This is a genomic window from Sphingobium sp. TomTYG72, assembly GCF_055394715.1.
In genome coordinates this window covers 677,856-691,170 of record NZ_AP027336.1, presented here as the reverse complement: position 1 = coordinate 691,170, position 13,315 = coordinate 677,856, and the positions used below count along the sequence as shown (strand labels likewise).

The 13,315-nt window shown below is 59.6% G+C and carries 15 protein-coding genes and 1 tRNA gene; 7 read left to right on the top strand and 9 right to left on the bottom strand.

The features are described from left to right. Positions 1–22: 22 nt before the first annotated feature. The gene (locus tag ACZ5U1_RS03640; RefSeq protein WP_464779409.1) at positions 23–667 is read right to left on the bottom strand and encodes a histidine phosphotransferase family protein; all 645 of its coding nucleotides are present in this window, start codon (positions 665–667) and stop codon (positions 23–25) included. A gap of 90 nt (positions 668–757) precedes the next feature. Continuing rightward, positions 758–1,159, bottom strand: coding sequence for a M67 family metallopeptidase (locus ACZ5U1_RS03635; protein WP_464779408.1), 402 nt, complete (start codon positions 1,157–1,159; stop codon positions 758–760). Between the two features lie 17 nt (positions 1,160–1,176). Between ACZ5U1_RS03635 and ACZ5U1_RS03630 the strand changes: the two genes are divergently transcribed. The 4 genes from ACZ5U1_RS03630 (at position 1,177) to ACZ5U1_RS03615 (ending at position 5,106) form a co-directional block, all read left to right on the top strand. After that, on the top strand, positions 1,177–2,127 hold the full coding sequence (locus ACZ5U1_RS03630) for an RluA family pseudouridine synthase (RefSeq protein ID WP_464779407.1): 951 nt from the start codon (positions 1,177–1,179) through the stop codon (positions 2,125–2,127). Between the two features lie 77 nt (positions 2,128–2,204). After that, on the top strand, positions 2,205–3,116 hold the full coding sequence (gene rpoH / locus ACZ5U1_RS03625) for an RNA polymerase sigma factor RpoH (RefSeq protein ID WP_196225951.1): 912 nt from the start codon (positions 2,205–2,207) through the stop codon (positions 3,114–3,116). A gap of 138 nt (positions 3,117–3,254) precedes the next feature. Beyond that, positions 3,255–3,953, top strand: a complete 699-nt coding sequence (gene mtgA / locus ACZ5U1_RS03620; RefSeq protein ID WP_464779406.1) for a monofunctional biosynthetic peptidoglycan transglycosylase — start codon at positions 3,255–3,257, stop codon at positions 3,951–3,953. Positions 3,954–4,101: 148 nt separating this feature from the next. Continuing rightward, positions 4,102–5,106, top strand: a complete 1,005-nt coding sequence (locus ACZ5U1_RS03615) for an IS30 family transposase (RefSeq protein ID WP_464779405.1) — start codon at positions 4,102–4,104, stop codon at positions 5,104–5,106. 194 nt (positions 5,107–5,300) lie between these two features. Here ACZ5U1_RS03615 and ACZ5U1_RS03610 read toward each other — a convergent pair whose 3' ends face one another. The 6 genes from ACZ5U1_RS03610 to ACZ5U1_RS03585 form a co-directional block, all read right to left on the bottom strand. Further along, a complete protein-coding gene (locus ACZ5U1_RS03610) occupies positions 5,301–5,930 on the bottom strand; it encodes a hypothetical protein (protein WP_464779404.1) in 630 nt (209 codons plus the stop codon). Positions 5,931–6,140: 210 nt separating this feature from the next. Beyond that, entirely contained in the window at positions 6,141–7,409 is a 1,269-nt protein-coding gene (gene clpX / locus ACZ5U1_RS03605) for an ATP-dependent Clp protease ATP-binding subunit ClpX (protein WP_066523548.1), read from the bottom strand. Between the two features lie 132 nt (positions 7,410–7,541). Next, on the bottom strand, positions 7,542–8,177 hold the full coding sequence (gene clpP / locus ACZ5U1_RS03600; RefSeq protein ID WP_196225949.1) for an ATP-dependent Clp endopeptidase proteolytic subunit ClpP: 636 nt from the start codon (positions 8,175–8,177) through the stop codon (positions 7,542–7,544). A gap of 89 nt (positions 8,178–8,266) precedes the next feature. Continuing rightward, positions 8,267–9,244: a glycosyltransferase family 2 protein gene (locus ACZ5U1_RS03595; RefSeq protein ID WP_464779403.1), complete on the bottom strand. Its 978-nt coding sequence runs from the start codon at positions 9,242–9,244 to the stop codon at positions 8,267–8,269. A gap of 173 nt (positions 9,245–9,417) precedes the next feature. Then, positions 9,418–11,019: a trigger factor gene (tig, locus tag ACZ5U1_RS03590; protein ID WP_464779402.1), complete on the bottom strand. Its 1,602-nt coding sequence runs from the start codon at positions 11,017–11,019 to the stop codon at positions 9,418–9,420. A gap of 67 nt (positions 11,020–11,086) precedes the next feature. Then, positions 11,087–11,171: transfer RNA gene (locus tag ACZ5U1_RS03585), tRNA-Leu, on the bottom strand. A gap of 117 nt (positions 11,172–11,288) precedes the next feature. Here ACZ5U1_RS03585 and ACZ5U1_RS03580 point away from each other — a divergent pair. The 3 genes from ACZ5U1_RS03580 to ACZ5U1_RS03570 all read left to right on the top strand — a co-directional run bounded on the left by ACZ5U1_RS03580 (position 11,289) and on the right by ACZ5U1_RS03570 (position 12,539). Beyond that, the gene (locus ACZ5U1_RS03580) at positions 11,289–11,480 is read left to right on the top strand and encodes a hypothetical protein (protein WP_464779401.1); all 192 of its coding nucleotides are present in this window, start codon (positions 11,289–11,291) and stop codon (positions 11,478–11,480) included. A 140-nt stretch (positions 11,481–11,620) separates the two neighbouring features. Then, the gene (locus ACZ5U1_RS03575; protein WP_464779400.1) at positions 11,621–12,220 is read left to right on the top strand and encodes a sigma-70 family RNA polymerase sigma factor; all 600 of its coding nucleotides are present in this window, start codon (positions 11,621–11,623) and stop codon (positions 12,218–12,220) included. Then, positions 12,123–12,539 (top strand): DUF4880 domain-containing protein, encoded by a 417-nt coding sequence (locus ACZ5U1_RS03570; RefSeq protein WP_464779399.1) that lies wholly within the window; start codon positions 12,123–12,125, stop codon positions 12,537–12,539. The genes ACZ5U1_RS03575 and ACZ5U1_RS03570 overlap by 98 nt, the downstream gene beginning before the upstream one ends. Before the next feature lie 30 nt (positions 12,540–12,569). Here the strand turns inward: ACZ5U1_RS03570 and ACZ5U1_RS03565 are convergent, their stop codons facing one another. Then, positions 12,570–13,268: an NAD-dependent deacylase gene (locus ACZ5U1_RS03565; RefSeq protein ID WP_464779953.1), complete on the bottom strand. Its 699-nt coding sequence runs from the start codon at positions 13,266–13,268 to the stop codon at positions 12,570–12,572. Positions 13,269–13,315: the final 47 nt, after the last annotated feature.

Sequence of the window (13,315 nt, the reverse complement as noted above, 5' to 3'; positions counted from 1 at the left end):
GCGACGCCGGATCAGGACAGCTTCATCCGGGGATAGAAGCGCCGAACAGCAGCACGGGCTCTCCGGCAGGGGATAGAGCGACCTCTCCTCCCGCGCTCGTCACCAGGCTGCGGATCATCCACGCGGCTGCTGTGCGGGACGCGAGGCTGTCTTCCGGGAGAGTTCCTGCCAGAGCGGCGCGAAGGTCGGGGTCCAGCACCAGCTTGGGACCTTCGGCACGGACCACGATTTCGGTAACGCCAGGACGCTTTTCAGCGCCGATGTCCAGTTGGCCACCGCGCACCAGTGCGTCGCCCGCGATGAGAGCCAGGTTCAGCAACACCTTGACCGGCAGCTTGTCGAGCATGTCGTCTTCGACCAGCCAGCCAACCTTGACCCGGCCCGCCGCGAACATGCCCTCGATCGCGACGCGGGCTTCATGCGTGGGCACCGCATCGCCGAAGCCGCCCGCCGATCCGAAGGCAAGCCGGAAAAATTTCAGCTTGTTGGCCGAAGTCTTCGCGCTGTCGGCCAAAAGATCAAGGCAGCGCTGGCGCATTTCCGGGTCGGTTTCATCCGCCATCAGCTCCAGGCCGTTGTTAAGGGCACCAACCGGACTCAGCAGATCATGGCACAGGCGCGAACAAAGCAAGCTGGCAAATTCGATGCTGTCGGTCGGGTTGGTCATGAAGGGTTCTGCCGCCGGAATAACTGGAAGGAATGACAGGCTAATGCGCTGCCGGGCCAGATGATGCAACCCCGGCCTACCGCCTTTGCCTCACATGATGTCGAGCATAGCCTCGGAAAATGTCACCTTTTCCGTCCGCCCCATGCTCGCGATCCAAAGCCGCGCCTCCCCACGGCCTATGATAAGCCACAGGCTGCCGTCGGGGGCCGCGCAAGCCGCATCCGTCGCGGACGGTTCAGAGCAACCGCCAGGGTGCGAGTGATAATGGCCCATCACGGGTGGCCCACCCGCCCTCGCAGCCTTATGAGCGGCAAGGAGCGCTGCGGGATCAAGTTCGAAATGCCGTGAAGGATCAGGTGCGACATTTGCCGCCGGAAGCGCTTGCGTGATGCAGCCGGAATGCCCCAGCAGCAACCCGCAGACTTCGTCAGCGCTTCCAGCAGCGTGAGACATGATCTGTTCCAGCAGCAATCTTGAAATGCGGACCATCATTCTTACATGCTTAACCAATGGGTTCGGGGGATTCTATCATCGAGACGACGATAGGCGAAGCGCAGCATGGGCTTCGCCTGGACAAGGCACTTGCCGAGCTGGTTCCGGAACTTTCACGCGAACGATTGAAGAGCCTGATCGTCGATGGTCAAGTGACACTCGCGGGGCGAACGCTGAGCCCGTCGATGAAGGTGGCCGATGGTCAGACTTTTGCGATCAGCGTTCCAGCGCCCATTGATGCCGAGGCGATCGCCCAGGATATTCCGCTGACCATCGTGCATGAGGATGCCGACCTGATCGTCGTCGACAAACCAGCGGGTCTGGTGGTCCACCCGGCGGCTGGCAATCTGGACGGGACGTTGGTCAATGCCCTGCTCCATCATTGCCGCGGACAATTGTCCGGCATCGGCGGCGTGGCTCGGCCCGGTATCGTTCATCGGATCGACAAAGATACGTCCGGCCTTCTGGTCGTCGCAAAGTCCGACCGGGCGCATGAAGGGCTGGCACAGCAGTTCAAGGCGCACAGCATCGACCGGCTATATGCAGCGATCGTCTATGGACATCCCCAACCGGCAGCCGGAACGATCGACACATGGATCGGAAGGTCGGATTCGGATCGCAAGAAAATGGCGGTCCATCGCGAAGGGCGTGGCAAACATGCCGTCACCCATTATCGCACCATAGAGCGCCTTGCCGGAGCGGCTTTGGTTGAATGCAGGCTGGAAACTGGACGGACCCATCAGGTGCGCGTTCACATGGCGCATCTGGGTCACCCCTTGATCGGCGATCCGGTTTACAGTAGAGAGAGAAAAGGTTTCAAAACGATACTGGAAACGATGCGTTTCAGAAGGCAGGCATTGCACGCGAAACAGCTGGGGTTCATACATCCGGTGACGGGGCAAAAACTTAGCTTTGACAGCGCACTGCCTGCCGACATGCAGGAACTGTTAAGCGAGCTCCACGTATAGTTTTTGACAAGTTTGCGACGGCGCATCGGACGCCTCTTCTGGGTCCCGCCGCGCACGAAAGGGAAAGGTGAAGCGACATGGCTGCAAAAAGCAATGTCCCCGCGGTTCCAGCGCTGGGCGGTGAAGCCAGCCTCAACCGCTATCTGTCGGAAATCCGCAAGTTTCCGCTGCTGACGCCTGAGCAGGAATATATGCTCGCCAAGCGTTATGCGGAACATCAGGATCCGGAGGCGGCGGCCCAACTGGTGACGTCCCACCTGCGTTTGGTGGCGAAGATCGCCATGGGTTATCGCGGCTATGGCCTGCCGGTCAGCGAGCTGATCAGCGAAGGCAATATCGGCCTGATGCAGGGCGTGAAGAAGTTTGAGCCGGAACGCGGTTTCCGCCTGGCCACTTACGCCATGTGGTGGATACGCGCGTCGATCCAGGAATTCATCCTTCGCAGCTGGTCGCTCGTGAAGATGGGCACCACCGCGGCGCAAAAGAAGCTGTTCTTCAACCTTCGCCGGATGAAGAACAACATCGAAGCGTTCGAGGATGGCGACCTGCACCCCGACGACGTCAAGAAGATCGCTACCGACCTGGGCGTGACCGAGGAAGACGTGGTCTCCATGAACCGTCGCATGGCGATGGGCGGGGACACGTCGCTCAACGTGCCGATGCGCGAGGACGGCGAAGGGCAATGGCAGGATTGGCTCGCCGACACCGACCCGTTGCAGGACGAGCTGGTCGCGGATGAGCAGGAAAAGACGCTGCGTCACGATATGCTGGTCGAGGCGATGGATGATCTGAACGATCGTGAAAAGCATATCCTTGCCGAGCGGCGTCTGGCCGAAGAGCCCAAGACGCTGGAAGAACTGAGCCAGGTTTATGGCGTATCGCGCGAGCGTGTCCGCCAGATCGAGGTGCGCGCCTTTGAAAAGCTGCAAAAGGCCATGATGCGGATTGCTGGCGACAGGCTGGGCAAGATGCGGCTGGCGCTGGCCTGACGCTGATTGCAATGAATAGGAAGCCCCGGAGTGATCCGGGGCTTTTTTTGTGGGCATTTCCGGCCCCCCGCTATGGCGGATTGCCTCGGCGGTGCGTGCCAACTTGAATGCTCGACAGATCGCGCTACGAACGAGCAAATGAGCTCCACCGTCGCCGCTTCGTCTCGCCGCCGCTTCCGTTGGGTCGGCTTCGTCATCCGGATATTGGGCGGCTTTGTCGCGCTCTCGCTGCTGCTGGTATTGCTCTATCGCTTCGTACCGCCCCCTGTGACGTTGACGATGCTGGCCGATCCGAATGGCATCACCAAAGATTGGGTAGGTCTGGACGATATCGATCCGAACATGGCACGCGCGGCCATCGCAGGCGAAGACAGCCGCTTTTGCAGTCATCATGGTTTCGACGCGGTCGCGATCGCGCAAGCGCTGCGTCACAATGCCAGTGGCGGCAGGATTCGCGGTGGATCGACTATCAGCCAGCAGACCGCGAAGAACGTGTTCCTGTTTCAGGGTGGCGGTTTCATCCGCAAGGGGTTTGAAGCCTGGTTTACTATCTTGATCGAGGTGATTTGGGGCAAGCCGCGGATCATGGAGGTGTATCTGAACGTCGCGGAGACGGGGATTGGAACCTATGGCGTGCAGGCTGGTGCCATGCGCTATTTCCATCATGGCGCGGGCAAGCTGACACGCGCGGAAGCGGCCCGAATTGCTGCCGTACTGCCGTTGCCCAAGAAAAGGGGGGCGATTGCACCGCGCGGTTTTACCCGGCGCTATGGCAACAGCATCACGAGCCGGATTGGCGTGGTCCAGCGGGATGGTTTGGATAGTTGCGTTCGGTGACTGAGTGGGCGTATTTGGGTGGTGAGCAGACATCCCCGCATCGTCACGCCAGCGAAAGCTGGCATCTCTCACGATAGGGCACCGCCTAGCCTCACGAGATCCCCTGAGTTCACGGAACAAGTGCAACACCTGCTAGGGTGTTGTTGCGATGGGACAGAGATATGGCCAGCTCAGCCTTGAGGAGCGGATCGAGATTTACCGCCTGCATGCAGGCGGTAAATCGCAAAGAGCCATAGCGGCGCATCTCGGGCGGGCACCGGCTACGATCAGCCGCGAACTGCGGCGCAACAGCGTGCGAACCAAGGTCTGGCCCGGTGGCTATGAGCCTGTCCGCGCCCAGCAGCTTGCCGAACGCAGGCGCCGATGGGATTGCCGCTTCAAGCTGGAACGCCAACCGGACCTGCGCGGCCTTGTGAGGGACGGCCTTGCGATGGGATGGTCCCCCGAGCAGATCGCAGGCCGATTGACGCGCGAACATGGTCGCACCCTCATCAGCCCTGAGTCAATCTACCGCTTCATCTATCACCGTTCGGCACAGAAGGATTACTGGCATCGCCTGCTGCCACGCGCCCGGCACAGGCGCGGTCACCCTGTCCCTACCGGCGGGAGCATGCTCGACATCATCAAGCATCGCCGCCCCTTGACCGAGCGCCCGCCCGACGCCGATGATCGGCAAAGCCCAGGCCATTGGGAAGCCGATTTCATGCTGTTTGCCTGCTATGGCCAGGCCATCCTCGTCGCCCATGAACGCGCCTCCCGGTTCACGATCATCCACCGGCCACAGGATCGAAAGGCCCGCAGAACCGCAGGCCATCTGGCGGACATGCTGGCCGACCTGCCCAAAACCCTCCGGCGCTCCATCGCTTTCGACAATGGACCCGAGTTCGCCCGGCATCACCAGCTCGCAAACCAGATCGGTATCCAGACCTTCTTCTGCGATGTCCGTTCACCCTGGCAAAAAGGCGGCGTCGAAAATGCCATCGGACGCCTCCGCCGCAGCCTGCCGCGCAAAACCAACCTCGATGCCATCACCCCCGATGACATCCTCGCCGCCGTACAGCGCTATAATCATACGCCAAGAAAATGCCTCGACTTCCTTACTCCCGCAGAGGCATTCTCACACTTCAATCCAAATGTTGCACTTCAAACGTGAATCTACATCCCAGCATCCGCTGGGATGACGAAGAAGGGTGGGGAGTGGACTTTCTCCCCTCCCGCAGGCGGGAGGGGCCGGGGGTGGGCTTGCGTGACATTCGCCTTGCTTTGCAGCGGATCGCTGACTCCCTCCGCCACCCCATTTTACGTGGGAAAGGACACGGCGAAATGGGTGGCTAACAGTCGGGCCGCTTATGGGTTTTGAAGTTGACTAGCCAACGGTTGATGAGGGTTACCGAGATACTTTTGAAGCACACCTTGTTCAATTAACGCAGTGGTGGCAGCGGAGAATGCTTGGTCAACCAAGATATTGACGCCATTTGCCTCGAATTTTAGTAGTTGACCCACGCCCTGCGTCATCACTGTGTCAACGACGTGCTGCTTGCTGCGGTCGTAAATTTGCCATTCGACGGAGATGGTTAGAGTGCCTTTCAGCCCGTTGACTGAGTCGCAGACGTTTACGGACTTTGGACGGAAAGTTGCCCCGATCAGGATGTCGGGGCTGGGACTGCTACCCTCGCCTTCGAACAGATTTGACGATTTCGCGATGGCGTTGAAACCGCGACTATGCAGCGTGGCCGAAAAAAGTCTGTCGAACCGTTCATAGTTGAGCGTACGCTCTCCAGACCCGAAGTCGAGAGGGCTGCCAGCGAGAAGGCAGATCGTTCCCACCTTCACGCGCTGGTCTGTCTTGGGGATATCTGGATTGATGATGACTTTGCTCAGTTGGACCGCCTTGGTTGGCGTTGACACGACCTGAGCGCTGCCCGCGACCGATCCAGCAAACACCGCACAAAGCAATGCATAGCGAATTCGCTGCATAATCCCCCCCCCAATTAGTATCAAATTTTAATAATCAGAACAGTGGGGTCAAGTCGGCTTGGTGGGTTTCTTGAGGATCCGCTCGTAGGGAGTTCGATTACGGCACGGGAGGCCGCTTCTTGTCGAAAGCCGCCCTGTTTTCCAAGGCGCCAAAAAAGCCCCGCTGGATTGCTCCAGCGGGGCTTTTGAACGCCTAAGAGAACACTGCATTCAGGCGGCGTCTTCGGCGCGCTTGTCCTTTTCGCTGAAGACCCGGATCGGTTCCTTCGTTCCCGCCACGACATCCTTGTCGACGACGACTTCGCCCACGCCTTCCATCGACGGCAGATCGAACATCGTATCGAGCAGGATCGATTCCAGGATCGACCGCAAACCGCGCGCGCCGGTCTTCCGCTCGATCGCCTTCTTGGCGATTGCTGTCAGCGCATCGTCGGTGAAGCTCAGTTCGACATTTTCCATGTCGAACAGCTTGCCATATTGCTTCACCAGCGCGTTCTTCGGTTCGACCAGAATCTTGACCAATGCGGTCACGTCGAGATCTTCCAGTGTCGCGATCACCGGCAGACGGCCGACGAACTCGGGAATCAGGCCGAATTTCAACAGATCTTCCGGCTCAGACTGACGCAGCAGTTCGCCGGTCTTACGCTCTTCGGGGGCCGCGACATGAGCGCCAAAGCCGATCGACTTGGCTTCCAGACGGTCGCCAATGATCCGCTCCAGCCCGGCAAAGGCGCCGCCGCAGATGAACAGGATGTTGGTCGTGTCGACCTGAAGGAATTCCTGCTGCGGATGCTTGCGGCCGCCCTGCGGAGGAACCGAAGCAGTGGTGCCTTCCATCAACTTCAGCAGCGCCTGCTGCACGCCCTCGCCCGATACGTCGCGGGTGATCGAGGGGTTTTCCGCCTTGCGGCTGATCTTGTCGATTTCATCGATATAGACGATGCCGCGCTGCGCCTTCTCGACATTATAGTCCGAGGCCTGGAGCAGCTTGAGGATGATATTTTCCACATCCTCACCGACATAGCCCGCCTCGGTCAGGGTCGTGGCATCAGCCATGGTGAAGGGCACGTCGAACGTCTTGGCCAGCGTCTGCGCGAGCAATGTCTTGCCGCAGCCGGTGGGTCCGACGAGCAGGATGTTCGACTTGGCAAGTTCCACCTCGCCCGGCTTGGTGCCGTGGTTGAGGCGCTTGTAATGATTGTGGACCGCGACGGAGAGGACGCGCTTCGCCCGATTCTGGCCGATCACATAATCGTCCAGCACATCGCAGATTTCCTGCGGGGTCGGCACGCCGCCATCCTTCTTGCCGACGAGACCGCCCTTGGTCTCCTCGCGGATGATGTCGTTGCACAGTTCCACGCACTCGTCGCAGATGAAGACGGTCGGCCCCGCGATCAGCTTACGCACCTCATGCTGCGACTTGCCGCAGAAGGAGCAGTAAAGCGTGCTTTTGGAATCGGAGCCTGTAAGCTTAGTCATTCGCCAATCTTTCCTCCCTGCCCCAAGCGAAAAGCCGCGACGGCGAGGGATATTCTGGTCCTAGGATCATCCTAGACCGCGTCACGCCGATTTCACAAGGGGAGAAAACGGCGCGCGCGATTAAGATCCATGTTAGCTGTCAGTCGTTTCGGGTGCCGCTGGACGGCGATCAAATACCTCGTCCACCAGCCCGAACGCCTTCGCCTCATCGGCTTCAAGGAAGGTATCGCGGTCCATCGCGCGCTCAACCTCGTCCAGCGACCTGCCGGTGTATTGCACATACAGGTCATTGAGACGGCGGCGAATCCGGAGGATTTCCTTCGCCTGGATTTCGATGTCCGAAGCCATGCCCTGGGCGCCGCCGGACGGCTGATGCACCATGATCCGTGCGTTAGACAGCGCGATGCGCTTGCCCGGTTCACCCGCTGCCAGAAGGAAGCTGCCCATGGATGCTGCCTGACCGATGCAGACCGTGCCGACCTGGGGGCGGATATATTTCATCGTGTCATGGATCGCCATGCCCGCCGTCACCACGCCACCGGGGGAATTGATGTACATCCAGATGTCCTTCTTCGGATTTTCCGACTCGAGGAACAGGAGCTGGGCGACGATGAGCGAGGCCATATGATCCTCAACCTGACCGGTCACGAAGATGATCCGTTCACGCAGCAGGCGGGAGAAAATGTCAAAACTGCGTTCGCCGCGATTGGATTGTTCGATGACGATAGGAACAAGCGCGGCCATGGGATCAGACATGATATTGGTCATTTTGCTCTTTCAGGGTGATTTTTGCCCGTTCTCTACATCGGCACAAAAGCGGGCGGGTTCAAGGGGTCCTGTGATCGCCGGTCGCGAGTTCAGCGGCGCGGTTCAAAATCGGAAGGCGCACGGAATGTCAGATAAGCAAGGCGCCGCACTTCCCGACGTCCGCGCACTACGGTGTCGAGGATCAGCCCACACATGCCCGATAGGGTAGCGAGTATCATCAGCCCCGTCACGAGAATCGCGGTAGGAAAGCGTGGCACAAGCCCGGTATCGAGATAGGTAAGGATCAACGGCGTGGCCAGAATTACAGCCGTGACCGCCAGCAACGCGGCGATGATGCCGAAGAAAAGGATCGGCTTTTCGATCCGGTAGAGCGTGAAGATCGTTCGCAGGATGCGCCAGCCGTCGCGATAGGTGGAGAGCTTGCTGACCGAACCTTCCAGCCGGGCGCCATAGGCAGTCATGATTTCGGAAACGGGCATGGCCAGTTCAAGCGCATGAACGCTGATTTCCGTTTCGATTTCGAAACCTGCCGAAAGGACCGGGAAGCTCTTGACGAAACGGCGGGAAAAGACGCGATAGCCCGACAATATATCGGTGAAGCTACGGCCAAAGAGTTGCTTGAGCAGGCTGGTGAGCGCCCAGTTTCCGAAGCGATGGCCACGGCGATAGGCTTCTTCCACCTCGCTCTTGCGCGCGCCAACGACCATGTCGAGATTATCTTCCAACATGGCGGCTACGAGACTGGGCGCGGCGGCGGCATCATAGGTCGCATCACCGTCGGCCATGACGTAGATGTCAGCATCCACATCGGCGAACATGCGGCGCACGACATGGCCCTTGCCCTGCTGTGTCACCCGGCGAACGATCGCGCCCGCTCCGGCGGCGAGTTCAGCGCTGCCGTCGCTACTGTTGTTATCGAAGACGTAGATGTCGGCGGTGGGCAGTGACCGGCGGAAATCCTGCACCGTCTTCACGATCGCGCCCGCTTCATTATAGCAGGGCAGGATTACGGCAATGCGCGGACCTGCCGCCCCCTGCCCGCTTGCCACTGCCGGAAATTCCTTCATCTGCCCCAAACCTCACCCGAACTTATCGCGGCATGACGTGCCGGGATTAACATTTCGTCTGCCATGACGAGTGCTAAATGAAAAGCGCCCGTCTTCCATCTGGAGACGGACGCTTTTCATGTTTTGGCAGTGGCCCGAGCTCGCATCAGCACTCAGCCGGGCAACCCCAACCCTTATTCAGCCTTGGCAGCAGCCTTCTTGGCCGGAGCCTTCTTGGCCTTGGGCTTTTCCTCAGCGGCAGCTTCTTCAGCCACGGCCTCGTCCTTCTTGGCGGCAGCCTTCTTGGCCGGGGCCTTTTTCGCCGGAGCTTCCTCGGTCGCAGGCGCGGCTTCGTCAGCGTCCGCAGCCTTCTTCTTGGGAGCAGCCTTCTTCGCCTTGGGCTTTTCGTCATGATCATGATGATCATGGCCGCAACCCGGGCCGTGCACGTGGGGCTTCAAATCGCCATCTTCCGCTTCAATCGCTGCTTCCAGCTCTTCGCGGCTGACGGCGCGATCGGTGACTTCGGCCTTGCCGAACAGGAAGTCTACGACCTTGTCTTCATAAAGCGGCGCACGGAGTTGAGCGGCGGCCATCGGGTCCTGGCGGACATATTGGACGAACCGTTCACGATCCTGCGGGCCGTACTGCTGAGCGGCCTGCATGATCAGGCGGTTCATTTCCTGATCGGAAACCGCCACGCCATTTGCCTGACCGATTTCGGACAGGAGGAGGCCAAGGCGCACGCGGCGAACAGCGATCGCGCGATAATCTTCCTTCTCGGCTTCCATTTCCTTGAGAGCGGCTTCCGGGTCCGCCTCATGGCTGGCTTCGTGCTGAAGCTGTGCCCAGATCTGTTCGAACTCGGCTTCCACCATGCTCGGCGGCACGTCGAAATCATGGGCAGCGGCAAGCTGATCGAGCAGCTTGCGCTTCATGTGCGTGCGGGTGAGGCCATTATGTTCCTGCTCGATCTGGCCCTTCAGCAGTTCCTTGAGCTTGTCGAGACCTTCCAGACCCAGCGACTTGGCGAAATCATCGTCCAGCTTGGGCTTGTCGGCGTTCAGGATTGCCTTGACCGTGATGTCGAAGGTGGCTTCCTTGCCGGCGAGATGGGCCGCGCCATAATCCTCCGGGAAGGGGACTGTGATGGTCTTTTCGTCGCCCTTCTTGACGCCCGTGAGCTGTTCTTCGAAGCCGGGGATGAACTGGCCCGAACCGATCTTGAGCTTCACATCTTCGGCCGAACCACCTTCAAAGGGCTCGCCGTCGATCTTACCGACGAAGTCGATGGTCAGCGTGTCGCCATCCTTCGCCTTGTGCGAAGCGGCATGCTCTTCCAGCGCGCCCTGCTGGATCGCGATGCGGCCAGCGGCTTCATCAACCTGCGAATCAGCGACTTCGACGGTCAGACGCTCCAGCTTCAGACCTTCGATGCTGGGCGCGGCGATTTCAGGAAGCACTTCCAGCGCCACCTTAACCTCGGCGTCCTTGCCGAATTCAAAGCCTTCGTCCAGCTCCACGGAAGGCTGCATCGCCGGGCGCAGCTTGTTGTCCGCGATCAGCTTTTGAATGCCTTCCTGGATCGAATTGTTAAGGGCATCGCGCTGAAGCGATTCACCATGCATTTTCTTGACGAGGTTGGCAGGCACCTTGCCGGGGCGGAAGCCAGGCATCCGAACCTGCGGTGCGATCGCCGCCACTTCCTTTTCCACGCGGGCGTCGATGTCCTTCGACGTGATGGTCACGGTGTAGGCGCGCTTCAGGCCCTCGTTCAACGTCTCGACAGTCTGCATCTCTTCTCTCAAACGCTTTCTTCAGCTGAATTCAGGTGGCGCCTGACATGATACAAGCCGGGCGCACTGGTGCGGGCGAAGGGACTCGAACCCCCACATCTTGCGATACCAGAACCTAAATCTGGCGCGTCTACCAGTTTCGCCACGCCCGCATCGGCCGCCGGTCGGCGCGGCATAGAGAAAAGCATCCGGGGAGGCAAGCAATTGTGGATAACTTGCCCGGAACTTGCGCAAGGCCTCAGGCGTAACGTTTAGACAAGGAGAGAAACATGGCCACTCAGCCTGATCCCGAACCGATCGGCGTACCCCCGCCCGACACGATTCAGCCGCAGTCACCCCCGGAGTCGCCTCCCCCCTCTACCCCGGATGAAACCCCATCGGGCGAACCACCCGAGGTCGTGCCGACGCGGCCCGATTTTGACCAGCCGGATCGGTCCATCCCGGAATTGCCGCCGGATTGAGTGTATCAGCGGCGTCATAATCTTGTAGTAGCGAGAAATTTTCTCCCTCTCCTGTGCTGGACAGGCCCCTGCAAGCATGATTGAACCACGGCAGATAGAAGAAAAGCGGGAGAGGCGCGGCTGACATCAAGGGGGTCATCGTGCATCGGGTTCGCGCCAAATTGGACTGGTTCAAGGCAGTTATATTACCACAGGAGGCTGCGCTTCGGGGACGGCTCCGGAGGATTTTGCCTTCCTGCCTGGAACTTGACGACATGGTCGCCGAGGTCATGGCCCGTGCCTATGCGACGGAAAATTGGAACAATGTGACGACGGGCCGTGCCTATCTGTTCACGATCGCCCGCAATCTGATCATCGACAATGCCCGCCGCAACAAGGTGGTCAGCTTCGAAACGATCGCTGACCTGGAACTGCTGCAAGCCGAAAACAGTGTCGAAGCTCAACTTCATGCCCGCGAAGCCCTGCGGCAGATCGAAGCGATCGTCGAAACGCTTCCGCCGCAATGCCGGAGGGTATTTGTCCTGCGCCGTATCCACGAAAGATCGATGGTCGAAATAGCGGCAGAAATGTCCTTGTCCGTTTCTACAGTTGAAAAACATCTGGCCAAAGCCATCGCGATAGTTATGCGGGCATGGTCGAAACGTGAGGAAACGGATTTCGAACGTGCAAGCGTCGGGGCGAGGGTCAAGCAGCAGGGAGGAAATCGAGGCGGAAGCCGCGCGTCTGCTGGTCAGGCTTAACGCGGACCCGACTGCTCAGGATGAGGCGGAACTTTCCGCGTGGATCGAGGCGGACCCACAGCACGCAATTGCTTATGCAAGGGCAGAGGCCGCCTGGGAATTCGCTGAACGACTGAAGAGCGCGACGGCTGACTTCGGTCTGCCGACTATCGCGCACACCACCAGCGAGCCGCAGCGCCGCTTATCGCGCAATATCATGATCGCGACCGGAGTCGCCGTAATCTTGTTCATCATCGCCGCCATCTTCTCGGTCCGTACGGTCGACAACGCCGATCATCAGGAAACGCGAATCAGAGAGAGGCCCCTTCGCTCCGCTTGACGAGCGACGCCGAGGCATAACTGGCGGAATCTAGGCCAGTAATTCCCGTACCAGATCAGGCACGAGATCGCTGGCAAGACCGATGCGAGTTTCTTCGAAATAGAAGCTGCCCGCCGAGGGCTCCAGATTCAACTCCACCGTCCGGGCGCCAGCATGCCGCGCCGTCTGGACAAAACCTGCGGCCGGATACACCGCGCCAGAGGTGCCGATCGAGACGAATAGGTCGGCCCGGCGGAGCGCTGCGTCGATCACATCCATCTGGTACGGCATCTCACCGAAGAACACGATGTCCGGACGCAGGCTCGCACTGCGGCACGCTCCGCACTGCGCGCCCGGAGGCAAGGAATCTGACCAGGGCACCGCCTTGCCGCAACCGGCGCAGAGGGCCGATCGAAGTTCGCCGTGCATGTGTATCAGGCGGTCGGCACCCGCCCTTTCGTGAAGATCATCGACATTCTGCGTAACGATGAGCAGATCGCCTGGCCATTGCGCGTCCAAGGCTGCCAAAGCCTGATGCGCCGCATTGGGCTCAACTTCATGCAGCTTCGCGCGCCGTTCGTCATAGAAGCGATGCACCAGTGCGGCATTGCGTTCCAGCGCCTCTGGCGTGCAGACATTTTCCACATGATGGCCTTCCCACAAGCCATCAGGTCCTCGAAATGTCGCGAGCCCGCTTTCGGCGGAAATTCCGGCGCCAGTCAGAATGACGATGTTGAAGATGTTGTCCATCTCTTCATCATGTCTGCTGCTCAATCCAAAAGCTACAGCTTCCAGAT

Coding starts and splice junctions, on each gene's coding strand:
- ACZ5U1_RS03640 (WP_464779409.1), bottom strand. CDS start 667: ATGACCAACCCGACCGACAGCATCGAATTTGCCAGCTTGCTTTGTTCG.
- ACZ5U1_RS03635 (WP_464779408.1), bottom strand. CDS start 1,159: ATGATGGTCCGCATTTCAAGATTGCTGCTGGAACAGATCATGTCTCAC.
- ACZ5U1_RS03630 (WP_464779407.1), top strand. CDS start 1,177: ATGGGTTCGGGGGATTCTATCATCGAGACGACGATAGGCGAAGCGCAG.
- rpoH (WP_196225951.1), top strand. CDS start 2,205: ATGGCTGCAAAAAGCAATGTCCCCGCGGTTCCAGCGCTGGGCGGTGAA.
- mtgA (WP_464779406.1), top strand. CDS start 3,255: ATGAGCTCCACCGTCGCCGCTTCGTCTCGCCGCCGCTTCCGTTGGGTC.
- ACZ5U1_RS03615 (WP_464779405.1), top strand. CDS start 4,102: ATGGGACAGAGATATGGCCAGCTCAGCCTTGAGGAGCGGATCGAGATT.
- ACZ5U1_RS03610 (WP_464779404.1), bottom strand. CDS start 5,930: ATGCAGCGAATTCGCTATGCATTGCTTTGTGCGGTGTTTGCTGGATCG.
- clpX (WP_066523548.1), bottom strand. CDS start 7,409: ATGACTAAGCTTACAGGCTCCGATTCCAAAAGCACGCTTTACTGCTCC.
- clpP (WP_196225949.1), bottom strand. CDS start 8,177: ATGACCAATATCATGTCTGATCCCATGGCCGCGCTTGTTCCTATCGTC.
- ACZ5U1_RS03595 (WP_464779403.1), bottom strand. CDS start 9,244: ATGAAGGAATTTCCGGCAGTGGCAAGCGGGCAGGGGGCGGCAGGTCCG.
- tig (WP_464779402.1), bottom strand. CDS start 11,019: ATGCAGACTGTCGAGACGTTGAACGAGGGCCTGAAGCGCGCCTACACC.
- ACZ5U1_RS03580 (WP_464779401.1), top strand. CDS start 11,289: ATGGCCACTCAGCCTGATCCCGAACCGATCGGCGTACCCCCGCCCGAC.
- ACZ5U1_RS03565 (WP_464779953.1), bottom strand. CDS start 13,268: ATGGACAACATCTTCAACATCGTCATTCTGACTGGCGCCGGAATTTCC.